Consider the following 23,603-nt stretch of genomic DNA (forward strand, 5'->3'; position numbering starts at 1 on the left):
GCAATAGTTATTTCCCTTGAAACACCGGTTGTCTTTTTTCACTAAATGCTTGCAGTGCCTCGACACGATCATTTGTTGGTAACGTTAGTTCATATGCCTTCGATTCAATCGCCATCCCAGTTTGAATATCTGTGTTCATCCCTTGTGAGATTGCATATTTTGCCTGGATAAGCGCAACAGGCCCGCTTTTCAACATTTGTTGTGCGAAGTTAATACAAGTCGATTGTAAAGCCTCTTTCTCTACTACTCTTGTCAAAATTCCTAATCCATATGCTTCATTAGCTGATATTTTCGCGGCTGTGAAGATTAACTCCTTCGCTTTCATCTCTCCAACCACTCTCGGTAAGCGCTGTGTACCACCTGCACCTGGAATGATGGCCCAGCTCGTTTCGGTTAAACCTAATTTAGCATCTTCTACTGCGAGAGCAAAATCACAAGCAAGAATCAGTTCGAACCCTCCACCAAAGGCATATCCGTTTATTGCAGCAATCGTTGGCATCGGTAGATTAGCAATATCATTGAACACATCACGAATTAAGCGGACATTTCTTCTTGTTTGTTGTTCATTCAATGTTTTTCTTTCTTTTAAATCTGCTCCAGCACTAAAGGCTTTATCTCCTGCCCCTGTGAAAATAACCACACGTACATCAGGATTTATTTGCATATCCGCTACCGTTTCTTGAAGCTGTTTCAGTGTAGCATAATCAAAACAATTAAGGACGTCTGGACGATTAATCGTAACCGTTGCAATATGATTCTCTAGCTTGAATAATACGTTTGTCATTGAGTTTTCCTCCTTTAAAGGATACTATTTGATAGATATAATCGCTGGATGTTTAGCCTAGTGATACCATAATTGTATGGATTGTTAATATTGGGATTTTGCCATTGCTATAATGCTCTCTTTTGTGAGGCTCTCATTTACCAAGAACGAACTTACGACGTTGCATTGATCACTTTCCTCTGATAATGGTTCTTGCCTCTTCACTTATTAACACAAGATTTACTCCCTATTAAATGCCACAATGTCCCCTTATACATGAAGGGGACATGGCCAAACAATATCATTCTTTATTCTTCTACATTTTTCACAATAGCAGCAATTCCTTGTCCCACTCCAATACACATCGTTGCTAGTCCATATGTTTCTTTTCTACGTTTCATTTCATATATCAATGTCGTAAGAATTCTCGCACCACTTGCCCCTAATGGGTGACCGAAGGCAATCGCCCCTCCGTTGACGTTAACTTTGTCTGTATCTAATTCAAGTTGTTTCACGCATTCTATTGATTGTGATGCAAAAGCTTCGTTTAGTTCAACCAATCCAATATCAGCTGTAGATAAATGGGCACGATTTAGCGCCTTTCTTGATGCATAGATTGGGCCGAGTCCCATGACTGCTGGTTCTAGTCCGGCTGTTGCACCAGCAACATAGGATACTAATGGTTTTAGTCCTAACTCTTTTGCTTTATCCGCACTCATAATTAACAATGCACTTGCACCATCATTGACACCAGAAGCATTACCTGCAGTAATTGTTCCGCCTTCAAAAATAGGACGTAGTTTAGCTAACTTTTCTAATGAGGTATCGGGGCGTGGGTGCTCGTCCGTATCCACTACTACTTCATTTCCTTTACGATCGTGATAGACAACAGGGACGATTTCCTTTTTAAAAATATTAGCGTCCATAGCTTTTTTTGCACGTTGTTGGCTTTCGTAAGCAAATGCATCTTGATCTTCACGAGAAATATTGTAACGTTTGGCTACATTTTCAGCTGTTTGAGGCATAGAGTCTGTGCCATACATTTCATGAAGCTTTTTATTCGTAAAACGCCAACCAATGGTTGTATCGAACATTTCCATATTACCTCTTGGGTAGTCTTTACTCGGTTTAGCCATCACAAATGGTGCACGCGTCATACTCTCCGTACCACCAGCAATATAAACGTCACCTTCTCCAACGGCAATCGCACGTGCTGCATATAAAACAGCATCTAATCCGGACCCACAGAGACGGTTCAATGTTGTACCTGCAACATCAATAGGTAAACCTGCTAAAAGGGCTGACATACGACCAACGTTCCGATTGTCTTCTCCCGCTTGATTGGCATTGCCTAGGACCACCTCTTCTATTTGCTCAGCAGGTAACCCAGGGTTCCGATCGACCAATGCTTTAATGACTGTTGCACCTAAATCATCGGGACGGACATCCTTTAATGCGCCTTTATAGCGACCAATTGGTGTTCTTACTGCATCAACGATAACAACTTCTCTCATTTTACAGGTGCCTCCTCTGATTTTTTCGTGTAATCATAGACGCCTTTGCCAGATTTTCTTCCCAATCTGCCAGCTTTGACGTATTGTTCTAGTAATGGAGCAGGACGGTATTTTTCACCTAATTTTTCATGTAGATACCTTAAGTTGTTTAATCTTGCATCCAAACCTACCAAATCGACTAATTCGAATGGTCCCATCGGATAATTCAGACCTAACTTAATCGCTTTATCAATATCTTCTGGCGTCCCTAATCCTTCTTGAAGCATATAAAATGCTTCATTTCCGACGAGCGCACTCATACGACTAGTTACAAATCCTGGAAACTCATTTACAACAACTGTTTCTTTACCCATTTTGCCAGCAACACCTTCAATAAACGCAACTGTGTCATCATTCGTTTCTAATCCGCGAATGATTTCAATTAGCGGCATTTTATGTACCGGGTTGAAGAAGTGCATGGCGATTGTTTTTTCTGGGCGGTTCGTATAGGAGCCAATTTCCGTCGGGCTCATTGTTGATGTATTAGAGGCAAAACGACAATGTCCAGGTGCATATTGATCAATCGTTTCAAAAATGTCTTTTTTAATGCTCGCAATTTCTGGAACAGCCTCAATAACAAGATCCGCATCAGCCACTACTTGTTTCAAGTCTGTTGCATAGCTTAGATTCGCTTGAGCCGCGGCTGATTGTTCACCCGTAATTTTCCCACGAGAAACACCTTTTGCAAAAATACTTTCAATCTCTTTTTTTGCACTGTTCAATGCTTCTTCCTTTATATCATTCAAGACAACTTCGTATCCACCGACTGCGCTCACATAAGCAATCCCTCTGCCCATCACGCCTGATCCGACAACAACAATTTTACTCATCATGCTCTCCTCCTCTATTTCCCATTAATAAATGAAGGCGGATGCCAAGCGTAAATAGTCTTGGCATCCGCATATGTGTATTCCTTAAATGCCGAATGGGTTCAGCGGTTTGTTCCCAAAGTAAGAAATAATACTTTTTGTTTCTGTATAAAGATCCAATGTTTCAATACATAATTCACGACCGAAACCAGACTGTTTGTAACCACCAAAAGGTGTACCAGGAAAAGCAGAGAATGGGCAGTTCACCATAACAATTCCTGCTTCAATTTTGTTTGCTACTCTTGTTGCTTTTGCTCCGTCTTTTGTCCAAACAGCGGAGCCCAAACCATACACAGTATCATTCGCCAGTTTAACTGCTTCTTTTTCATCTTTGAATTTCATGATGACAACAACTGGCCCAAAGATTTCTTCTTTCACCACTTTCATCTCATGATTCACATTAGCAATCACTGTAGGCTCATACCAAAAGCCATTTTCAAACCCTTCTACTTGCGCACCTTTACCACCCGCAAGAATTTCAGCGCCTTCTTCTTTGGCAGATTGCACATAACCATCAATGACATCCCATTGGTTCTGATCGATAATGGCACCAACATGTGTCCCCTTATCAAATGGGTTACCTAATGTTAATGACTTTGTTTTTGCAACAAATTTCTCTACAAATTCATCGTAAATATCCTCATGTACATAGAGACGAGAACGCGCTTCACAAGATTGACCTGTGTTATAGTAAATTCCGTAGATTGATCCTACAACTGCTGCATCAATATCCGCATCATCGAAAACGATATTTGGTGATTTTCCACCTAGCTCTAATGTCACGCGTTTCAATGTATTTGAAGCTTTCGCCATAATATCTTTACCAATTGGTGTTGATCCTGTGAAAGCCACTTTATCCACTTTATCGTGCTCAACTAAGTAATTCCCTACATCTTTACCTGATCCAGGAACAATATTTACTACTCCTGCCGGGACACCTGCTTCGATGCAGATTTCTCCTAAAATAATCGCTGTAAGTGGTGTTAAGCTTGCTGGTTTCACAACGATTGAACATCCAACTGCAATCGCAGGAGCAACCTTCCAAGCAGCCATCATTAGAGGATAGTTCCAAGGGATGATTTGTGCACAAACCCCTACAGGTTCCTTTTCAGTATAATTGTGAAATTGTCCTGCCATTGGATTGACTGTTCCACGGTGACCAACAATCGCGCCTGCATAAAATTCAAAATCCTCAATCGCTTGCATTACTTGTCCTTGTGATGTGCTTAATGTTTTACCCGTATCAAGCATCTCTAATTCAACGAGTTCATTAAAGCGACTACGCATAATAGCAGCGATTTTATTCATAATACGCGATCTTTTATTAACGGGAAACTTCTTCCACTTTCCGTTGTCAAATGCATCTCTTGCTGCTAAAACTGCTTTTTCTGCATCTTCTTTTGACGCTTTTGCCACCTCTGCCAATAATTCACCAGTAGCAGGGTTATAAGTTTTGATTGTTGCTCCGCCTGTGCTTTCTACTTTTTCGCCATTAATTATCAGGTGATAGTAATCTCTCTTCATTGATACTGCTTCTTTAGCTGTTTCTTGAACTGTTGCCATGTCTACCACTCCTCATCTTTATTGCCCGATATATTCAGGTTGTCTTTTCTCTATAAATGCTTGAACGCCTTCTTTTGCATCCTTTGTTAAACCAGCAATTCGTTGCCCTTCTGCTTCTTTTTCTAAATAAGCATCTAGCGGGAGATTCTCTGCCAGTGTTAAGTATCTTTTAATTAAGCCAATGGCTTTTGTAGGCATTTTAGCTAATTTAATTGCAAATTCCTCTACTTCTTTTTGCCAAGTATCTTGTGGAATGACGCGATTAATCACACCCAGCTCCAAGGCTTTCTGCGCAGGGATTTTTTCCCCTAAAACAGAAATCTCTATCGCTTTCGCTCGGCCAACTACATGGCTAAGAAAATGTAAATTACCAGAGTCCGGAATTAGACCAATATTAACAAAAGCATTGATAAAACTAGCTTTTTCTGAAGCAAGACGGAAATCACAAGCTAAAGCTAAACTAAATCCAGCGCCTGCAGCTACACCATTCACCGCCGCAATAATAGGTTTTTCGCAAGCCATTATTGCTTTTACCATCGGTGTGTAATGATTTCTTAGTAAATCACCGTGATTCGTATCATCATTTACCTCGGCTAAATCTTGCCCGGAACAAAACGCTCTACCTTCACCAGTAATAACGATGCAGCGTACTTTTTCATCTTTAGCCGCTTGCTTTACTGCTTGTGTAATTTCGCGATTCATTTCTGCAATAAAAGCGTTCAATTTATCGGGGCGATTCAGCTTGATCCAACTGATTCCTTCATGACATTCATAATTAATTGTATTGAACATTGCCAACCTTCTTTCTATTTTCCGTGGAATTTGGGCTTTCTTTTCTCAATAAAAGCATTCATTCCTTCTTTTTGATCTTCTGAAGAGAAGAGTAGATAGAAGTTCTTTCGTTCATATTGCATGCCTTCATATAAAGAATAATCAACAGCTTTATTAACGGAATCTTTAATGAGGCGGATGGCTAGTGGCGGCTTTTCTGCAATCATTTTCGCAAACTTTAATGTTTCTTCTTCTAATAGTTCGCCAGATACAATTCTATTTACAAAGCCATGAGATTGCGCCTCTTCTACTTGAATACGTTTCGCACTCCATATCCACTCTAATGCGAGCGTGCGACCTACAAGTTTGGTTAAACGCTGTGTACCTCCAGCACCTGGCATCACACCTAGATTAACTTCGGGAAAGGAGAATTCCGTACCTTCAGCTGCAATCAATACATCACAACTTAAAGCTAGTTCAAATCCCCCTCCGAAAACAAAGCCTTGAACCGCACCGATAATCGGTTTTTTTATCACTGAAAGACGATCCCAATCTTGAAATTGGTTTAATAGCTCTAGATGAATGGGATCATCATTCGACATTTCGTCAATATCTGCGCCTGCTGAAAAAGCTCTTCCTTTTCCTTTGAGTAAGATGACTCTCACGGTATCGTCCTGATCATAACTCTCCATTACCTGAACAATTTCTTTTATCATTTGACGATTAAGGGCATTCAATTGCTTCGGACGGTTCAGCTCTATGATGCCAATATAACCCTCCACTTTTGTTTCTATAAACACGTATTCACTCATTCGTCTTCTTCACCGATAGCAAAGCTAACCAGTTTACCTGCAAACCCCATTACATCTTTCGCTGATGCTTTACCTTCAGGTGACTTCATACCATTTTTCAATGCTTCATGATTTTCATAATACATTTCACACATTAAATAAAATTTGGGCTCATCTCCTGTTGGTGTACCGCCCATTTTTGTTACTTTCATTTTTTGTAATCCAGGAATTTTTTCAGTAATTGGCACGTGTACATTGTAATAATGCTCATCGAATGCTGCCTTATCTTCCGGTTGCTTGTAAAATGCGATTAATTTGACCATTGTTTATATTCCCCTTTACATTAAGTTTGATATTGGTTTCATTGCTTCAAATGGATTTTTACATGATTTACAATATAAAATACTTCTGCAGGCTGTCGGTCCAAAAATATTATCAAGCGTGACATAGGTTGATCCGCAATAGGGGCAATCCACATGCCAAGAACCGTCTTCTGTAAAATGCTTTGGAGGCGGAGCAATACCAAACGCCTTTAGTCCTTTTTGTCCTTTTTCCGTAATGCGATCTGAAGTCCATGGAGGTGCGGTTTTGAATAATACTTCTACTGCTTCTACCCCCGCTACACTTTGGATTTGTTCGACCACATTCTTCTTGATGATTTCAAGTGCTGGACACCCTAAAAAGGTTGGAAGCATCGTAATCGATACATGCGAATCATGTATTTCTACACCCTCGATCATCCCTAGGTCTACCACACTCACTGTGCTAATTTCAGGGTCCTGAACTAATTCAAGCGCTTCCATAATGTCCTTTTCAGCTACTAAAGTCGGTTGATACATCTCTATTCCTCCTCACATGTTCTAAAAAGTCTTACCAAGGAACAGTAGGATTGAGGCGATAAACCTCTGATAACGTACTTAACGCACGGTCAAGTTCCTCAGTGTGTTCCCCTAAACGTCCATTTCGATCTGGTTGCTGTATGATAGGCGATTCGATATGAAGCGCTTTCACTACTTCTTCAAGTGCTGCTTCCCATCTTTGTTTTAATACCGTTGCATCTTCAATTAAAGCAAATTCTTTAAAGCTTTGAGATGCATTACCATAAGAGAAAACATCACCAAAGTCAGCCATTACTCCTTCAATTGCTTTGTTCATACGCTCTTTAGCCTCGTCAGATGAGGATAATAATTGCGTAAACCATGTTCTCCAGTGTATATGATGGTAAAACAATTCCATGCTAACTTTTGTGGCTACTTCAGCCAGTGGCTGATAGGTGGTTTTTTTCAATGAATCTATTTTTACTTTTTTCGCTAGCGTATAGAAATAATTGCGAACAACTGCATATGCCCAATCATATCTTGGTGTTTCCATATAGTAGCCTGCACCATTTTCGCGTTCTACTAATATACTATTCTTTCTTTCCTTCGCCGATCGTCCATGTGCTAGATCATCTATCTTTCCATACCCCAGCTCTTCTAGTAAACCGAAATACATTTTCGCATGACCCATCGTATCTTGACTGATGGAAGATGAAGCAACATCTTCTTCAATATGAGGCGCCAATCCTAGCCATTCTGAACCGCGGTAAGAGAGGAGAAAGTCATCATCAGCAAGCTGAAATAAAAGCTCAGCAAGTGCTTCTTTATGGGCTGGTGTCATTTCTACTGCATTCGTGCTCATCTTACTTCTCCCCCCATGATAGAATCTCTTTTTCATCTAACATTTGTTGCTCGTAATGGCGCCATTTTTTCTTTAAGTAGCCATACCCTTTTGTTGTTCTGTATTCCTTATTATCTAACCGGTTCAACATCTGCTTTTCTTCATAATTTAAACCACGAATTTCTTTACGATTAACCACCCAAATATCTGCTACAGGTTCACGGCGTAAAAAGTTCTCCTGGGCCATAACCATAGCCATTTCAGCGTTAGGGGCAAGCAAGCTAAATTGATGTTGAAAAGCTGCTTTTGATGTCTTCTTACTAAATACTTCGAATTCTTGAAAAAATTCATTACTACCCATCTGACTTCCTCCTTTAGCTAATCTGACCTAATGCTTCTCGCACCCAAGCATTATTTTCGTAAGATACGCGGCGAAGATTTAAGCGTTCCTGAGATTTAGGACCATTATTTTTCATTATTTCTTTTAATTTCGACCAATCAGGTTGTTGATAGATCCATTCTTGCTTCTCTTCATCAAAACGAATGGTTGGATCAGGAATCTCTAAACCAAGAGATAGAATTCTAGGTACATATTTTGTAAGGAACGCTTGACGCAATTCTTCATTTGTCTTTGGTCTGATTTTATATTTGATGGTAATATCTTGTTTTGACTTGCCTACTTGGGAACTTGGGGGTCCGAAGAATAACAGAAGTGACTCCCACCATCTTGTCACAGCATCTTGCACCATTTCTCTTTGTTCCTCTGTTCCCTCTGCTAATGCCATGATTATCGATTCACCGTGTTGAGCGTGGAAGACTTCTTCCGCACAAATACGATGCAATGCTCTTGAATAGGGTGCATACGAACTGTTAAGCATATTGGTCTGTGTAATGATAGCCGCACCATCTACTAACCAACCAATTAAACCTGCATCTCCCCAACTCGGTGCCGGCATATGAAATACATTGTGAAATTTCAATTTTCCTGTAAAAAGATCCTGCATAATGCCATCTCGTGTTTTGCCAGTAGGCTTAAGTAAGTCTTCAGCGACACGCAATAGTAATTGGCCATGCCCCATTTCATCTTGTACCTTTGCCATGATGCCGAGTTTTCTTTGTATAGACGGGGCTTTAGGTACCCATTCTTTTTCTGGAAGCGCTCCCATAATCTCACTGATTCCATGCATGGAAATCAATTTAATTAATGCATTGCGATAATCTTCAGGCATCCAATCATCAGCTTCGATTTGTTCACCGCGATTGATCCGTTCCATAAACTGTTCATACTTTTGTTCTTCTGTCTCCGCTACAACTGAACTACTCATCTACCTTCCCTCTCTTCTTTAATTTATTATCCATTTTATATAACGTTTATATAACGATATTATATATTATAGTTATGTTATAAGGCAAATTTATTTTTCTGATTATTCATTTTAATTTTTTTCACAAGATGACTTCGACTTGTCGCTTATCAACGATTCTAACAGCTTTTCCTTCTGATCTTGGAATACTCCTTGGTGGGTGTACTTTAACTTTCATCGAAACTAGACAGTTATTTTTCATGGAATGCTGGACTTTTTTCATTAAACCTAAAGTATATCCCTCTAAATCGACACCGTTCGATTTTTGATACATAACTTCATCCATTTCTACATGAAGTTCTACACTATCCAGTACACCATCATTCAATAAATGTACTTGATAGATAGGTGCCAATTCTTCTATTTGTAATAAATAATGCTCGATTTCAGAAGGGAATACATTTACACCCCGAATAATCATCATGTCATCGATTCGCCCTTTAATTCGTGACATTTTTTTCGTTGTTCTACCACAGGAACAAGTACCTGATTTTACTGAAGCTAAGTCTCCTGTACGATAACGAATAATCGGGAACGCTTCCTTCGTTAAACTAGTAAAAACAAGTTCGCCGATTTCTCCTTCAGCTACTGGTTCTAACGTATCCGGATCGATTACTTCTACCAAGAAATGATCGTCAGCAATATGCAGACCTTGTTGTTCTTCATGACATTCCATCGCTACACCTGGTCCCATCACTTCACTTAATCCGTAAATATCACTTGCCTTTATACCGAACAACTCTTGAAGTTTTTTACGCATACCTTCTGTCCATGGTTCTGCACCAAAAATGCCATATTTTAAGGAACTCTTAGCTGGATCTTTGCCTTGCGCTTTCATTTCTTCTGCAATTTTTAAAATATAAGAAGGGGTACCTGCAATCACTGTCGGTTTGAAATCCTCAATAATCATTATTTGGCGATCGGTATTGCCACCAGATACCGGAACTGTCGCCATTCCTAATCTTTCTGCACCAAAATGAATCCCTAATCCCCCAGTAAATAGCCCATAACCATAGGCATTTTGGAAAATGCCATCCGGTTCACCACCAGCTAAGGCAATCGCACGAGCAGCTAAATCAGCCCAGTTATCAACATCATTTTGAGTATAACCAACAACCGTTGGTTTCCCACTTGTACCAGATGAAGCATGTACGCGAAGGACATCCTTCATCTCTACCGCAAACAAGCCATAAGGGTAGTTATCTCTTAAATCGGATTTTTTCGTAAAAGGAAGTTTACTTAAATCATCAAGGGTTTGGATATCATTCGGAGTAATATTTAATTCTTGAAACTTATTTTGATAGAAAGGGACATGTTCAAATACTCGATTCACAGTTTTCTTTAATCCTTCTAACTGTAGCGCTTCCATTTCAGACTTACTAAAGGTTTCAGCTTTGTGTAGAATCATCTTTTTATCTCCTTATTGGTTATTGTGGCTTTTTCCTTTTGATAGCTACTCGTATAAGTACATTATTTTAATCGTTGAAACACCTCAATTGAACAGTGTTGTTATGTGGAGATTGTGTAAGTATTTTTGTAAAAAAGCTTTTGAGCACTAGCCTTCTATAGAAAAAGCCCGTTTTTAAAACGCTTTCATTTAAAAAACATATATAAATATAACCTTTTACAAGTTTTCAACCGTAAAAAAGTTATATTTATTTTCACTTAAATTATCACATAATTTTTTTAATGTAAATAAAAATCAGATATTTTAAAATAGAGTTAATATAATTAAAATAAGTTAAAAACATTGGTAATTAAGGTTATAACCGTAAATTATTTATTTCTAAAATATTTGACAAATCATAATTATCCAATTATCATTCCGTATATAACATTATTTAGTTAACCGTATTTTTTTAGTTATAACATTAGTATCTAAACTTTTATTGGAGGTTATATCATGGCCAAATATACGATTGTAGACAAAGAAACTTGTATTGCTTGTGGCGCTTGCGGTGCTTCAGCTCCAGATGTGTATGATTATGATGACGAAGGAATCTCTTTTGTCATTCTCGATGATAACCAAGGAAATGAACCAATACCGGAAGATCTCCTCTTTGACGTTGAAGACGCCATCGATGGATGTCCAACAGATTCGATCAAACTGAGTGATACACCATTTAACGGTGTGCCCGTTGAATCATAAAGAATTAATTCCTTGGGCACTTTGCGTACTCGGGTTTTATTCTTGTAAATAGTTCGCTCACTTCGTAATACATAAACCTTGCTTATATTCCTTTAGGTCTCATTTAACTGGCGAATTATTTCTTGTTAGATACAGAATACTGTCTGTTTCGTCGCTTATCCTTTCCGAAATCTTTTTAAAGAGCAACGAACTTTACAATTGCAATGATTGATAATCCAGATAATTATAAATATAGTAAAATAAGGAATAACAAATTAATATCATTATATAATTTTTCTATAGTAAGAAACTATTAATTACGGGCTTCCTTTATTTCGAACTTGCTCCAAAGATAAAAATTATACTCAGATTACCTTTTGCGAGGCGGACATCTCAGGGTTTCTTTCTGAATGACTTGCTAACATCTTTTGCGAGGCGCTCATCTCCGGGTTTCTTGCTGAGTGACTTGCTAACACTTTTTGCGAAGCGCTCATTCCCGGGTTCTTGCTGAGTGACTTGCTAACATCTTTTGCGAGGCACTCATTCCCTGTTTCCTTTCTGAGTGACTTGCTAACATCTTTTGCGAAGCGCTCATTCCCGGCTTCCTTTCTGAGTGACCTGCAAACACCTTTTGCGAGGCGCTCATCCCAGGGTTTCTTGCTGAGTGACTTGCTAACATCTTTTGCGAAGCGCTCATCCCAGGGTTTCTTGCTGAGTGACTTGCTAACATCTTTTGCGCGGCGCTCATCTCCGGCTTTCTTACTGAGTGATTTGCTAACACTTTTTGCGAAGCGCTCATCTCCAGGTTTCTTTCTGAGTGACTTGCTAACATCATTTGCGCGGCGCTCATCTCCAGGTTTCTTTCTGAGTGACTTACTAACACTTTTTGCGAAGCGCTCATTCCCGGGTTTCTTGCTGAGTGACCTGCAAACATCTTTTGCGAGGCGCTCATCTCCGGGTTTCTTTCTGAGTGACCTGCTAACATCTTTTGCGAAGCGCTCATTCCCGGCTTCCTTTCTGAGTGACTTGCTAACATCTTTTGCGCGGCGCTCATCTCCGGCTTTCTTACTGAGTGATTTGCTAACACTTTTTGCGAAGCGCTCATCTCCGGTTTCCTTTCTGAGTGACCTGCAAACATCTTTTGCGCGGCGCTCATCCCAGGGTTTCTTTCTGTGTGACTTACTAACACTTTTTGCGAAGCGCTCATTCCCGGGTTTCTTGCTGAGTGACTTGCAAACATCTTTTGCGAGGCACTCATTCCCTGTTTCCTTTCTGAGTGACTTGCTAACATCCTTTGCAAAGCGCTCATCCCCGGATTTCTTTTTGAGTGACTTGCTAACATCTTTTGCAAAGCGCTCATCTCCGGCTTTCTTTCTGAATGACTTGCTAACACGCCTTCTTTTTAGAAAATGATTAAATACTGCGAGGACAAATGAGACCACCCAATATTTTGGGTGGTCTCGAAATTCTATATAGAAAAAGGTGATCTAGTCAATTATTGTCCATAATGGATATATAGCTCAGCACGTCGGAAAGGGGGTCCATAGGCGAGAGCGAAAAAATATGGATGGTGTGTATATGGGACAATAACCGCTAGAGTACTATCATCTTTTGATGATATTCCTTAATCCTGCGATATTATTTTGATAAATCCTCTTGTAATGCTTTTAAAAATTCAACACGGCTATTTGCAGGGCCGCCTTCTAATAGTGGATCAATTGTATTTACATATACTTGATCTTCTTTAAATGCCGTAATGTTTTTCACAATTGGATCGTTTTGTAAATCTTCTAAAGCGTTTTTCGCCTCGGCATTTTCACTTTCAGCAAATTGGATGAATAGGTGGTCTGGATTCATATCTGCTAACTGCTCCATTGAAAGTTGAGCTTGGTTCTCTGCTGCTTCAATCTCTGCTGGTACTTCTAATCCTAATTCACTATATAAAACAGGATTGACGAATACATCTTGTGGATAAACAAATACTTGACCTGCGCGGATACGTACAGCTGCTACTTTTTTACCTTCTAATTCTCCAGCAATAGATGCTTTTGCAGTTTCTACATCTTCTTTATATGCATTTAATACTTCTTCTGCTTTATCTTCTTTTCCAGAAATCTCACCCATTAACTTTAAGTTTGCTTCCCAATCAGTAGAGATATAAGAAACAGGAATAGTCGTAGCAATTTTCTCTAATTTCTCTGTTACATCTGCAGGAAATTTAGATGTTGCTAAAATAACATCTGGTTGTAACTCAAGCACTTTTTCAAAGTTCGGTTGTCTTTTTTCACCGATAGATTCAGCTTTATCTGTGATAGAAGTATAAATTTCAGGAAATTCTCCTCCAACTGAAATCGCACCCACTGGATGTACATCTAATGCTAACGCATCTTCCATTGCTTCCATGGCACCAGTGATTACGATTCGCTCTGCATTAGCAGGGATTTCGTATGATTTACCTAAGTACTCAATGGTTTTTGTACCATCTTCACTGTTTTCTTCGGTTTTTGCATCATCTTCCTCTTTGTTCGAAGCATTTGACTCTTCACTACTACCTCCACCACAAGCGGCTAATACTAACATGATGAACATCATTAAACTAGCTAACATCCACTTTCTATTCACTATTATTCTCTCCTTCTAGTTCTTCTTCTTTGTTAGATTTGTTATAAATGTATTACTTTCATACTCTTCTCTGAACAATCCTTTTTCTACAAGTAATGGTAGCAGCTTATCGAAAAATAGTTGTAGTGACCTTATTGAACCACCTGGTAAAGCAATAAAACCATCCATTGCTCCTTTATCCAGCCAGTATTCAATCTGCTGTGCAGCCTCCTCGACTGTGCCGATGATTATCCAATGAGCCGAACTGATAACCTCTGGTCTTGATAGTAATTGCTGAACTGTTGGTTCATTTTGAATAATATAATCTTTTAACAGTTCTGCATGTGTTTTGCTATACACTTGAAGATTATTATGCGGTATGTGTGCTGCAGTTACTTTGTCTTCTTTAGCAAATCCACTCAAATCCAAGCCAAGTATACGCCGAACCATTGCCAATTGTTGCTCCTGACTCAGATGTGCAAAAGCAGCACGATAAAGCGCATTTGCTTCAGCAGTTGTATTTCCTAAGAAAAGTGATAATCCTGGTAATACAACAATCTCATCAGCTTTTCTACCTTTTGACTTTGCACGATTGCGCAAATCTTGACGATAACTTATCGCTGATTCGATTGTAGGTGTGGCAGCAAAAATTCCTGATGCCACACCAGAAGCAAACTCACGCCCAGTATCAGAAGCACCTGCTTGAAATAATGGTAATTCTCCAGCAAGGTGAGCAGGTAAATTCAGTGGTCCTCTCACATCATAGAAATCACCTTGATAATCAATTGGATGAATTTTATCCTTATCAGCAAATATTCCTTCATCCCGATCAACTAATAAAGCTTCAGCAGGGTAACTCCTCCACAACCTACGAATAACATCTACGCTCTCTTTCGCACGATTATATCTTTCCTCTGAAGAAGGCATATTCTTATGGCCAAAATTATCTCCACCTTCAATGGAAGTGACAATGTTCCACCCTGCTCTTCCTTCACTTAATCGATGAAGTGTCTGTAATTGCCTTGCAATCACGTATGGTGGGTTAAAAGTAGTCGAAACAGTTGTGACTAATCCAATCTGACTTGTGTGCTCTGCCAGCATTGTCATCAACAATGTCGGATCTAATCCTCCCATCGCTGGTGAAACATTGACTCTTTCTGGATGCAAAAATAATGCATCTGGTTTGAATACAAAGTCCAACTTTGCTTCTTCTGCCTTTTTCGTCAGATCTATGTAAAAATCAGCAGAAAATATACGTTCTGCACTACTATCTTTTTTGCGCCAACCCCAGCCATTTAACCAAGTAGGTGATAATGATAAACCTATACAAAGGTGCTTCTCACTCATTACTATTCAACCTTCCCTGCAGTTGCTGCTACTAACATTCTCATATAAAAAAACGATTTTCATTCAGAGATTTAGTTTGATAATGAGAATCATTTTCATTATAGGATGGAATGAAAAAAAAATCTAGTGTTATTTTGAAATTATTTGTTAATTTTTTCTTTAGCTCAAATGTAAAAAATAAAAGGTAGCCCGAACCAAGAATGGTTTTATAGGCTACCTTTATGATACTTAAAATCTGGTCTATCCTTCTAAGAATACTTCCTCAAGGCTAGGCTCATCTACCTCAATACGAAAAATATCAATTTTATATTGGTTAAAAGCTCTTACAATTTGAGCAATTTGTTCCTCCTTTTCTAAAGTTATTATTGTTTTCTCATCTTCTCGTTGTATCTCTTCACTCATATTATTTAACCATTGGATGACCGTATGTTCTTGATCTTGCGGAAAAATTGAATGTTTCATTGTCACAATCAGCTTCGACCGGTAATACGCTTTAAGTTCAGCAATTGTACCAAGTTTCTGTAGCTTGCCATCTTTCATAATTCCAATTCTGTTACAGAGCTTTTCAACTTCATATAAATTATGTGAAGTTAAAAATATCGTTTTCCCCATTTCCTTTAACTTAATGATTAATTGTTGAATTTCTATCGCAGATTCAACATCTAATCCCGAGGTTGGTTCGTCTAAAAATAATACTTCCGGATCATGAATAATCGCTTGAGCTATCCCTAGTTTTTTCTTCATCCCAAATGAGTATTTACCCACTCTTTTATTCGCATCTAAACCAAGTCCAACCCATTTTAAGACACGTAAACATTCTGCAGTCGTCACTTTTTTTCCAGAAATATTGGCAAAATATTTTAAATGAGCAATTGCATTCATATGATGATAGAATGCCGTATAGTCAGGCAATACTCCGATTCTTTTTTTCACTTCTTCATTTGGTACCTTTTCTCCTAGAATACTAAATGAGCCAGAAGTTGGTCGAAGAATACCTGTTAATATATTTATAAAAGTAGATTTTCCTGCCCCATTTCTACCAAGAAAACCGAAAACCTCTCCTTCTTCTACTTTTAAGTTTATCCCTTTTACAATATCGACTTTACCAAAGCGCTTTACTATATCTCTCGTTTCTATCACATTCATTTAACAATCCGTCCTTTTAAAAATAAAATAAGTCATACTATACATAACAGCAGCTTGTAAAAAAACGATAAGAAACTTAAAATCTTCGTCTTGCATATAGAATAGCGGCATCAAATATTTTAGATAGCTATACCATGCTGTAGATTCTAATATAACCATTTGAAAGATTGAAAAGGCCATCCCAAAAATCACACCAATAAACATTGTATATTGTGGACTCTTAATGACACTTGATAACAATAATGTAATAACGACAAGGTAAGTTAATAAACTTACTGTTTCCAAAAATAATCGCCCATCAAATGACTTAGAATAAAACAACGTTATTACATAACAGACAGTAAAACAGACAAACCAAAAAATCCATACTCCTAAAAATTTACCAAACAGAATATTTGCTTTGGATGTCTTCGTGACAAGAAAGCGCATCGTACGCTCACTCAATTCTCGATTTAAGACATCATGTGATAATGACATCACGAATAATGGACCAAAAAGTAGCAAGATTATTAGTAGACCACCCGCATACCAACTTGAAGTTTGTTCTAACTCCAGAATTGGTACTAATTGCTCCGTATACTTTGCAAAATAATAAGAACTGACTAAAAGAACAACAATCATAATAATCGATTTCACACTTTTGAATAATTGAAAGAATTCCTTCTTTGTAATTGCCATCAATGTTATTCCCTCCTTACGAACTACTATAATAGACTCACCTTACCTAATGAGTAACATCACCTTAATTCTACCTTAAATTTCCACAATCGCCTCTTAAAAATGATATGATATATGCGGAATACTAGCTAGGGGATGATAGAAATTGTATGATAGCAGACTATTAATAGTAGACGATGAACAGTCAATCTGTACGATGTTAGTGACGATTTTAAAAAAAGAAGGCTTTAACCATATACATACGACTGGCACAGCAGAAGATGCTTTATCATTATGTGAAAATAACGAGTATGATTTAATCCTTTTAGATGTGATGCTTCCATGTAAAAGTGGTTTTGACATCTGTCCAAGTATACGTGCGATCACTAATGCACCCATTTTTTTTCTAACGGCGAGAGCATCCGATCTAGATAAGTTATCGGGTTTTGCCTTAGGCGCTGATGATTATATTACTAAGCCCTTTAATCCACTTGAAGTCGTGGCACGGATACTTGCCCATTTACGTAGACAACAAACTCATTTACCATCAAAAAAATTAAAGCAATTCAACTTTGGCTCCCTTGAGATCAACATTCATTCAGGTGAAGTATATAAGAACAAGACAAAAATCGATCTCTCAGCTCAATTATTCCAATTACTCGTTTTCTTATGTAAGCACCCTAATCAACTATTCAGTAAAGGACAGCTTTATGAGCAAGTTTGGGGGGAGCCTTACTTAGGAGAAGATAATACGGTAATGGTTCATATTCGAAAGTTAAGAGAGAAAATCGAAGACAATCCTAGTGATCCAAAATGGATTGTGACTGTACGAGGGCTTGGCTATAAGTTTGTTAGTAGGGATACCCCAAAATGAGTATTCATCGACGTTTTATTACTCAATTTCTTTTGCAGTTGTTTTTTTATTTTATCTTCATTTCTTTTATTCTTTTAACCTTTACTGTTTTCTTTGGTTATCATTTATCAAAGGCGGAGATTGAAGGGAATGTTGGTAAAGCTGACGAACTATTTTTAGAGGATCAAATACAACTAAACAATGGGCATGTCACCATCCAATCAGAGTTAAAAGAGCTAGTAAAAAAGCAATCTGGATGGTTATTAATATTTGATAATAAAGGGCAGCTAATAAAGCATTTATACTCGCCTAAAGAGTTAGAAATGAACTTCTCAGCTTTGATAGATCATAAGGAGGATTACGATCGATATTATAGTTGGCAGTTATATAATGATAGTGAACAGCCACTCATTGTCATGTTTGGGCAAAGAAATGAAGCTGAGAAGCTCATTGATGAAATCGCCTCACATATGAACTGGACAACAGATGAATTGCAATTACCAAGGGATCTTCAACATGAAGTAATGAGTGTAGATGGATCCGTGTTTTTATCTACACTGGATGGGACAGTCTTGAATACCTTCAACAATGAGCAGAGACTGTCTATTAAAGAACTTTATCAATTAGGTAACAATAATAGCTTTTTGACAAAGAGTATTTCCAATCAGGAATCTAATAAGACACTCATTGTCTCTGTCCCTAATCCGATAAAAGAGGATGTTGAAGCAACAACGTTTATATATCAATTAAAATATCCACTGATTGCTCTCCTAATCGCTTTATTACTCACTTTTATTATTAGTGGATTTTTATATTCGCGTAAGTTCGCATCACCTGTAACGACAGTGATCCAATGGATTGAAAATTTAGGGAATAAACAATATACGTCTCCTACAAATATTAGACATCAACAAAAGCTCTATCATAAGTCTGGAGTTATTAAGCATAAATATAGACTTTATAAAGAAGTAATGGAAACACTCTCTGCTGTAACCATCCAACTAGAAGAAAATGAAAAAATGCGAAAAAAACAAGCTAAAACAAGAGAAGACTGGATTAGTGGCTTATCACATGACTTGAAAACACCGCTTTCTTCTATTGTAGGTTACACAAAAATGTTAAATTCCGATCAATATCAATGGAGCCTAGATGAAAAAAAACATTTCATTGACACAATCGATGAGAAATCCCATTACATGATGGAGCTTATCGAAGACCTAACTTTAACTTATCGTTTACAGAATAACAGTTTACCTATTATACAAGAATCAATAGAATTGAACGAAACGATACGTAGGACAATTATTCAGACAATGAATATGCAAGATGAGTATGCCTATACTTTTGATCTGCAATCAGAAACAAAGCAATTGATTATTTCTCTCGATCCTAAATGGTTCCAAAGAATTTTAGATAATCTCATTATGAATGCTGTGAAATACAACCCAAAAGGAACGACTATAACGATTACGACGCAGACGTTAGAAGAGAGATTGGTCATCATTACCATTGAGGATAATGGAATTGGTATGGACGATGAAACATTAAATAACCTGTTTGATCGCTACTATCGTGGGACAAATACGACTGATTCTTCTACTGGTACCGGATTAGGAATGGCAATCACTAAACAACTCGTCAAACTTCATGGAGGGTCAATTAAAGTACACAGTGATGTCGGTATGGGGACAAAAGTGAGGATTATCCTTCCCATTAATTAAGACACAACAAATTTCTTAGTGGATATGAATACTTCATTATATCCACTGCTTTTCTTTTTTAGCATGTACTTAAAACATCCTCTATAAACACAACTCATGCTGGGTTTTTACTAGAAGAAAACCAACCTATTACTGCGATCGCAAGTAATATGCCATAAAATATGATTTGCCAAAGGGCTGAATGGGCAAATCCTTCAGGTAACCAAGCAATGGCTTCGTGTGAAAGGACCATTACGAGTAGCTTCACACCTACCCAACCGACAATCAGATAAGCGGCACCCTCAAGGTTCGGACGTTTATGAAGTAAATCAACAAAGATATTAGCAGCAAAACGCATGAGAAGGACACCGATTAGTCCACCAATAAATACAACAAGGAAATGACCTGTGTTCAGTCCACCAATATGACCCCAATCTGTTTCAGGTAAGGTTACACCTAAAGCAACGGCAGCTAAAATAGAATCAATCGCAAAGACTAAGTCTGCACATTCTACTTTAAATACAGTCCACCAGAACTCTTTCTGTGTAGCGTCTTCTATGATTTCTACCTGTTGTTGAGAATGATTGTTCTTTTTCATTCTCAACCAAGTATATAGATTTTTAATTGACATGATTAATAAATATATCGCACCTAATGCTTGAACTTGCCAGACGTTCACTAAGAAAGAAATAATAAATAATGACCCGAAACGAAGGACCATTGCACCAACTAAGCCATAAAATAAGGCTTTTTTCCGTTGTTTCTCAGGTAAATGACTGACCATTAATGCTAATACGACCGCATTATCAGCAGCAAGTAATCCTTCAAGACAGATAATAACGAATAATACACCTAAATATGGTAATAACAATTCCAATCCTTTCGACTCCCCTTTTTTGCATTTGCGTAACAAGATTTTGTTCACAGATGAAGCAGTAGCAAAACAAAGAAATCCCATAGCGAGATATTCAGGATGGGCGGAGTCCCATGTTCTCTCCCCTAAACGGCAAAATGTCTCAGGCAGTTACTGCATACTTATTTTTCCTAAGTTCCTCGATTTCAACCTATTAATCCTCTATAAATTTGTTATTCATAAAATAATTTAGTAATTAACGGGTGAAATACCCTCCTCAGAAAAGAAAGAGTAAAAAATAGTTAGGCAATGGTTAAATAGATGAAAGATGGCTACCAAAAATCAAAACAATAAAAAACGCACCCAAATTCTGTTTTCATAACAGAATGGTGCGCGTTTTAAGTAAAGCATTGTTATTCTAATCCATTAATGGTCATTTCTTTAACAGGTAAAAACATTTCACCTGTATTTAAATAGGTCATCTCTACCTCATCATCTTCTTGCAAATAGATCGCTAGCGGATTGTTTTCAGTAGAGGCAATGAAATTCTTACCATCTTCCAAAAGGAAGGATACGTTTGTCGATTCTCCTACTCTTTCTTTATATACCCTAACTACTTTTCCTGTTAATTGGACTTCTTCTGCACTAGAGCTTCCTTCAACACTTCCACTTCCACGTTGTAGAGCTGTTTTATATTGCTTCAATGCATCATTTGGTGTACTAGCATAAACAGCAATTTCCGGGTTAGCAGCTGAAACGATAAAATAGTTTTGCAAGAAGCCATTTGTATCTAATACCGGTGTTAACCAGCTTGCTTCACCATAGAAATTATATAGTATTGGCATTTTACCATACCATTTTTTCTCAATGAATTTCTTTTCGATAATTTGTAATGCCCCTTGTGAATCCATATAAGACTCTTCAAGATTACCCGTATAATAAGTCGCTTCACCTGTTCTAGAATTCGTCAAAGAATATCCTAGCATAGAGTCAACGCCCTCTTTCGGACTGGTGAAATCAGTGAAATAATACATATCGCCTTTTTCATCAAAAATAGGACTCACATTCGCTTCTGTACCTTCATCTGATGGTAACTTCACATCAGATTTTCCAAATAAACTATTCCAGTAGCCATTCACATATTTTCCGAAGTAGCTATTATGCAAGCTAACTGTCTCCGGCGAAACAGCTCCGTCAATAAAAGCAGGTACATCTTTTAATTTATATTGCTTAGCAGCTCCTGTTAACGGGTCAACCATCACTATCCCCAATGGATTAAAACCGTTTCTTGCGCTAATAAATTCACCATACGTGCGAATATAAAAAGGCTTACCCTCATCATCAATTTCTAATTGCACATCACCATAGAAAATATAATCAGGGTATTGCAATCGAATTTGGCGATAAATATCTTTATTTAAGAAAGAAGATGGTGTATAAGCCATTTCCGATTTAATAAACTTTGGATTGGCACTAGAGTCTGTTGCACTTACAGTAAAATATCCTGGTGTAGTATCACCTTGTATCCATTTAAAGAAACCGGAAAATTCAACTGGTGCAATATACACATATTGCCCATCTACTTTTTGTATTTGTAAACTCCCTAATTCATAATAGCTCGTGTTTGGCACTTGCCCAAAAGCTTTCTTCATTTTATTACGAGCAAAATCAGGCGGCACACTTGCTGGTGTCTCATTTTCATCAAATGTTTCAATTTCTTCTTCGACCTGCATTTGTGCTTTTTCAAATTTTTTATCTGCATTAAAGACAAATGCGAAAGACATATAAGCGATAGCTATGATACCTATTAAACCTAATACTAATTTAACCTTACGTTCTATACCTTTAGCAAAGAAACCGCCTAGTACAGCTAACACTGTTAAACCGATAACAAGACCATTCATGTTGCGATCTAAATTAGTGAAATAATAAATACTAAAGATAATAATAAAGAGGAGAACGAAGATAAAAAGGAACCCGTTAAATGAAGGGCTTTTTTTCTTTTCTTCCCCCTTTTGAAATAAAGATAAGACTGGAAACAAAATAACTGCGCTTACCACAGCGATTATGAGTGAGAATATAAATAGTTCTCCCATGGAGTATCCCCTTTCGTTATTGCAATGTTCTACTATGTTATACGAATCTACACAGAAATAGTTTCAGTCCTTTTTCATTTTTTTGTTATAATCAAGACTAATGAAATCTAAAATGTGAGGAAATAGTAATGTGAGAAAAAAAACATACCTTAAAATCATTTTGTCGTTACTGTTACTTTGTCTGCTTTTATTCGGTAGCTATGAATTAATGAATGCAAGATCCTATCAATTATTCGGAAACATAACAAATAGCATTGAAACCGATGAAAAAGTTGTTGCCCTTACTTTCGATGATGGTCCAACTAAAAATGTGGAACAGGTTCTTCACTTGTTGCATCAATACAATGCAAAGGCCACTTTCTTTCTGATTGGTCAAGATATAGAGAAGTTTCCCGAAGAAACGAAAGCAATTATTGAAGCTGATCATCAAGTTGGTAATCATACATTTTCACATGCAAGAATGATTTTCAAGTCACCGACATTTATGAAAGAGGAAATTGATAAAACCGATGCGCTCATCCATGAAGCGGGGTATAAAGGCGAAATAGACTTTAGACCACCAAACGGCAAAAAATTAGTTTTCTTACCTTATTATCTCAAACAAAAAGAAAAAGAAACGATTACATGGAATATTGAACCTGATACTTTTTTCACTACACCAGAGGAAAAAATCGACTATGTATTAGAAGAAATCCACCCTGGTTCTATTATTCTCCTTCATCCAATGTATGATCAATCTGGTGACGAACTTCAAGTGATCGAAGAAATTTTAAAAGCTTTAACAGAAGAAGGCTATCGATTTGTTACTGTCGATGACCTACAAGAATTAGAATAAAGTTTATAAAACTTTCGCTTCAAGAATTTTTTTCACCTTTCATTCTATCTATGA

The 23,603-nt window shown here is 37.7% G+C and carries 24 protein-coding genes; 4 read left to right on the plus strand and 20 right to left on the minus strand.

Annotation, left to right across the window (positions count from 1 at the left end; translation table 11 throughout):
* Positions 1–7 precede the first annotated feature (7 nt).
* The 12 genes from MKX29_RS04450 to MKX29_RS04505 all read right to left on the minus strand — a co-directional run bounded on the left by MKX29_RS04450 (position 8) and on the right by MKX29_RS04505 (position 10,741).
* Positions 8–784: an enoyl-CoA hydratase-related protein gene (locus tag MKX29_RS04450; protein WP_095370451.1), complete on the minus strand. Its 777-nt coding sequence runs from the start codon at positions 782–784 to the stop codon at positions 8–10.
* 287 nt (positions 785–1,071) lie between these two features.
* Positions 1,072–2,277, minus strand: coding sequence for a thiolase family protein (locus tag MKX29_RS04455; protein ID WP_224934595.1), 1,206 nt, complete (start codon positions 2,275–2,277; stop codon positions 1,072–1,074).
* On the minus strand, positions 2,274–3,149 hold the full coding sequence (locus MKX29_RS04460) for a 3-hydroxyacyl-CoA dehydrogenase (protein WP_341104225.1): 876 nt from the start codon (positions 3,147–3,149) through the stop codon (positions 2,274–2,276). The genes MKX29_RS04455 and MKX29_RS04460 overlap by 4 nt, the downstream gene beginning before the upstream one ends.
* 81 nt (positions 3,150–3,230) lie before the next feature.
* Positions 3,231–4,748, minus strand: coding sequence for an aldehyde dehydrogenase family protein (locus MKX29_RS04465; protein ID WP_341104227.1), 1,518 nt, complete (start codon positions 4,746–4,748; stop codon positions 3,231–3,233).
* 18 nt (positions 4,749–4,766) lie between these two features.
* Positions 4,767–5,540 carry an enoyl-CoA hydratase-related protein gene (locus MKX29_RS04470; RefSeq protein WP_341104229.1) on the minus strand — a complete coding sequence of 258 codons (774 nt, stop codon included), beginning with the start codon at positions 5,538–5,540 and terminating at the stop codon, positions 4,767–4,769.
* Positions 5,541–5,554: 14 nt separating this feature from the next.
* Complete coding sequence (locus tag MKX29_RS04475; RefSeq protein WP_224934587.1) at positions 5,555–6,331, minus strand: enoyl-CoA hydratase/isomerase family protein; 777 nt, start codon at positions 6,329–6,331, stop codon at positions 5,555–5,557.
* Positions 6,328–6,633 carry an EthD family reductase gene (locus MKX29_RS04480; RefSeq protein WP_341104232.1) on the minus strand — a complete coding sequence of 102 codons (306 nt, stop codon included), beginning with the start codon at positions 6,631–6,633 and terminating at the stop codon, positions 6,328–6,330. The genes MKX29_RS04475 and MKX29_RS04480 overlap by 4 nt, the downstream gene beginning before the upstream one ends.
* Before the next feature lie 15 nt (positions 6,634–6,648).
* Entirely contained in the window at positions 6,649–7,149 is a 501-nt protein-coding gene (gene paaD / locus MKX29_RS04485; protein ID WP_224934585.1) for a 1,2-phenylacetyl-CoA epoxidase subunit PaaD, read from the minus strand.
* A 31-nt stretch (positions 7,150–7,180) separates the two neighbouring features.
* Positions 7,181–7,990: a 1,2-phenylacetyl-CoA epoxidase subunit PaaC gene (gene paaC, locus MKX29_RS04490; protein ID WP_289432915.1), complete on the minus strand. Its 810-nt coding sequence runs from the start codon at positions 7,988–7,990 to the stop codon at positions 7,181–7,183.
* 1 nt (position 7,991) lies between these two features.
* Positions 7,992–8,330 (minus strand): 1,2-phenylacetyl-CoA epoxidase subunit PaaB, encoded by a 339-nt coding sequence (paaB, locus tag MKX29_RS04495; protein ID WP_095370460.1) that lies wholly within the window; start codon positions 8,328–8,330, stop codon positions 7,992–7,994.
* Positions 8,331–8,343: 13 nt separating this feature from the next.
* Positions 8,344–9,294 carry a 1,2-phenylacetyl-CoA epoxidase subunit PaaA gene (gene paaA, locus MKX29_RS04500; RefSeq protein WP_224934581.1) on the minus strand — a complete coding sequence of 317 codons (951 nt, stop codon included), beginning with the start codon at positions 9,292–9,294 and terminating at the stop codon, positions 8,344–8,346.
* A 121-nt stretch (positions 9,295–9,415) separates the two neighbouring features.
* A complete protein-coding gene (locus tag MKX29_RS04505) occupies positions 9,416–10,741 on the minus strand; it encodes a phenylacetate--CoA ligase family protein (RefSeq protein ID WP_095370462.1) in 1,326 nt (441 codons plus the stop codon).
* 495 nt (positions 10,742–11,236) lie between these two features.
* On the opposite strand from MKX29_RS04505, the gene MKX29_RS04510 reads away from it, so the two are divergent.
* Entirely contained in the window at positions 11,237–11,482 is a 246-nt protein-coding gene (locus MKX29_RS04510; RefSeq protein WP_095370463.1) for a ferredoxin, read from the plus strand.
* 344 nt (positions 11,483–11,826) lie between these two features.
* On the opposite strand, the gene MKX29_RS04515 is transcribed toward MKX29_RS04510, so the two are convergent.
* The 6 genes from MKX29_RS04515 to MKX29_RS04540 all read right to left on the minus strand — a co-directional run bounded on the left by MKX29_RS04515 (position 11,827) and on the right by MKX29_RS04540 (position 17,233).
* The gene (locus MKX29_RS04515) at positions 11,827–11,955 is read right to left on the minus strand and encodes a hypothetical protein (RefSeq protein ID WP_341104235.1); all 129 of its coding nucleotides are present in this window, start codon (positions 11,953–11,955) and stop codon (positions 11,827–11,829) included.
* The gene (locus MKX29_RS04520; RefSeq protein ID WP_341104237.1) at positions 11,952–12,812 is read right to left on the minus strand and encodes a hypothetical protein; all 861 of its coding nucleotides are present in this window, start codon (positions 12,810–12,812) and stop codon (positions 11,952–11,954) included. Before MKX29_RS04520 ends, MKX29_RS04515 begins: the two co-directional genes overlap by 4 nt.
* A 287-nt stretch (positions 12,813–13,099) precedes the next feature.
* Entirely contained in the window at positions 13,100–14,083 is a 984-nt protein-coding gene (locus tag MKX29_RS04525; RefSeq protein WP_341104239.1) for an ABC transporter substrate-binding protein, read from the minus strand.
* Positions 14,084–14,098: 15 nt separating this feature from the next.
* A complete protein-coding gene (locus MKX29_RS04530; RefSeq protein WP_224934575.1) occupies positions 14,099–15,409 on the minus strand; it encodes an NtaA/DmoA family FMN-dependent monooxygenase in 1,311 nt (436 codons plus the stop codon).
* Positions 15,410–15,649: 240 nt separating this feature from the next.
* Positions 15,650–16,555: an ABC transporter ATP-binding protein gene (locus MKX29_RS04535; protein ID WP_224934573.1), complete on the minus strand. Its 906-nt coding sequence runs from the start codon at positions 16,553–16,555 to the stop codon at positions 15,650–15,652.
* A complete protein-coding gene (locus tag MKX29_RS04540) occupies positions 16,556–17,233 on the minus strand; it encodes an ABC transporter permease (protein WP_224934683.1) in 678 nt (225 codons plus the stop codon).
* 145 nt (positions 17,234–17,378) lie between these two features.
* Between MKX29_RS04540 and MKX29_RS04545 the strand changes: the two genes are divergently transcribed.
* Positions 17,379–18,086 carry a response regulator transcription factor gene (locus MKX29_RS04545; protein WP_095370469.1) on the plus strand — a complete coding sequence of 236 codons (708 nt, stop codon included), beginning with the start codon at positions 17,379–17,381 and terminating at the stop codon, positions 18,084–18,086.
* A complete protein-coding gene (locus MKX29_RS04550; RefSeq protein ID WP_224934571.1) occupies positions 18,083–19,786 on the plus strand; it encodes a sensor histidine kinase in 1,704 nt (567 codons plus the stop codon). Before MKX29_RS04545 ends, MKX29_RS04550 begins: the two co-directional genes overlap by 4 nt.
* A gap of 94 nt (positions 19,787–19,880) precedes the next feature.
* Here the strand turns inward: MKX29_RS04550 and MKX29_RS04555 are convergent, their stop codons facing one another.
* Together MKX29_RS04555 and MKX29_RS04560 are read right to left on the minus strand one after the other, a co-directional pair.
* Positions 19,881–20,642, minus strand: a complete 762-nt coding sequence (locus MKX29_RS04555) for a TerC family protein (RefSeq protein ID WP_224934569.1) — start codon at positions 20,640–20,642, stop codon at positions 19,881–19,883.
* A 389-nt stretch (positions 20,643–21,031) separates the two neighbouring features.
* Positions 21,032–22,714, minus strand: coding sequence for a YrzE family protein (locus tag MKX29_RS04560; protein ID WP_251162741.1), 1,683 nt, complete (start codon positions 22,712–22,714; stop codon positions 21,032–21,034).
* Positions 22,715–22,844: 130 nt separating this feature from the next.
* Here MKX29_RS04560 and MKX29_RS04565 point away from each other — a divergent pair, with 130 nt between their 5' ends.
* On the plus strand, positions 22,845–23,549 hold the full coding sequence (locus MKX29_RS04565) for a polysaccharide deacetylase family protein (RefSeq protein ID WP_341104248.1): 705 nt from the start codon (positions 22,845–22,847) through the stop codon (positions 23,547–23,549).
* The last annotated feature ends 54 nt before the right edge of the window (positions 23,550–23,603 follow it).

Origin of the sequence: Cytobacillus sp. FSL R7-0696, assembly GCF_038006865.1 — a bacterium.
Taxonomy (GTDB): Bacteria; Bacillota; Bacilli; order Bacillales; family Cytobacillaceae; genus Cytobacillus; species Cytobacillus kochii.

Excerpts from the sequence above, each read along its gene's own strand:
- MKX29_RS04450 (WP_095370451.1), bottom strand. The coding sequence starts at position 784 with ATGACAAACGTATTATTCAAGCTAGAGAATCATATTGCAACGGTTACG.
- MKX29_RS04455 (WP_224934595.1), bottom strand. The coding sequence starts at position 2,277 with ATGAGAGAAGTTGTTATCGTTGATGCAGTAAGAACACCAATTGGTCGC.
- MKX29_RS04460 (WP_341104225.1), bottom strand. The coding sequence starts at position 3,149 with ATGATGAGTAAAATTGTTGTTGTCGGATCAGGCGTGATGGGCAGAGGG.
- MKX29_RS04465 (WP_341104227.1), bottom strand. The coding sequence starts at position 4,748 with ATGGCAACAGTTCAAGAAACAGCTAAAGAAGCAGTATCAATGAAGAGA.
- MKX29_RS04470 (WP_341104229.1), bottom strand. The coding sequence starts at position 5,540 with ATGTTCAATACAATTAATTATGAATGTCATGAAGGAATCAGTTGGATC.
- MKX29_RS04475 (WP_224934587.1), bottom strand. The coding sequence starts at position 6,331 with ATGAGTGAATACGTGTTTATAGAAACAAAAGTGGAGGGTTATATTGGC.
- MKX29_RS04480 (WP_341104232.1), bottom strand. The coding sequence starts at position 6,633 with ATGGTCAAATTAATCGCATTTTACAAGCAACCGGAAGATAAGGCAGCA.
- paaD (WP_224934585.1), bottom strand. The coding sequence starts at position 7,149 with ATGTATCAACCGACTTTAGTAGCTGAAAAGGACATTATGGAAGCGCTT.
- paaC (WP_289432915.1), bottom strand. The coding sequence starts at position 7,990 with ATGAGCACGAATGCAGTAGAAATGACACCAGCCCATAAAGAAGCACTT.
- paaB (WP_095370460.1), bottom strand. The coding sequence starts at position 8,330 with ATGGGTAGTAATGAATTTTTTCAAGAATTCGAAGTATTTAGTAAGAAG.
- paaA (WP_224934581.1), bottom strand. The coding sequence starts at position 9,294 with ATGAGTAGTTCAGTTGTAGCGGAGACAGAAGAACAAAAGTATGAACAG.
- MKX29_RS04505 (WP_095370462.1), bottom strand. The coding sequence starts at position 10,741 with ATGATTCTACACAAAGCTGAAACCTTTAGTAAGTCTGAAATGGAAGCG.
- MKX29_RS04510 (WP_095370463.1), top strand. The coding sequence starts at position 11,237 with ATGGCCAAATATACGATTGTAGACAAAGAAACTTGTATTGCTTGTGGC.
- MKX29_RS04515 (WP_341104235.1), bottom strand. The coding sequence starts at position 11,955 with ATGAGCGCTTCGCAAAAAGTGTTAGCAAGTCACTCAGCAAGAAACCCG.
- MKX29_RS04530 (WP_224934575.1), bottom strand. The coding sequence starts at position 15,409 with ATGAGTGAGAAGCACCTTTGTATAGGTTTATCATTATCACCTACTTGG.
- MKX29_RS04535 (WP_224934573.1), bottom strand. The coding sequence starts at position 16,555 with ATGAATGTGATAGAAACGAGAGATATAGTAAAGCGCTTTGGTAAAGTC.
- MKX29_RS04540 (WP_224934683.1), bottom strand. The coding sequence starts at position 17,233 with ATGGCAATTACAAAGAAGGAATTCTTTCAATTATTCAAAAGTGTGAAA.
- MKX29_RS04550 (WP_224934571.1), top strand. The coding sequence starts at position 18,083 with ATGAGTATTCATCGACGTTTTATTACTCAATTTCTTTTGCAGTTGTTT.
- MKX29_RS04560 (WP_251162741.1), bottom strand. The coding sequence starts at position 22,714 with ATGGGAGAACTATTTATATTCTCACTCATAATCGCTGTGGTAAGCGCA.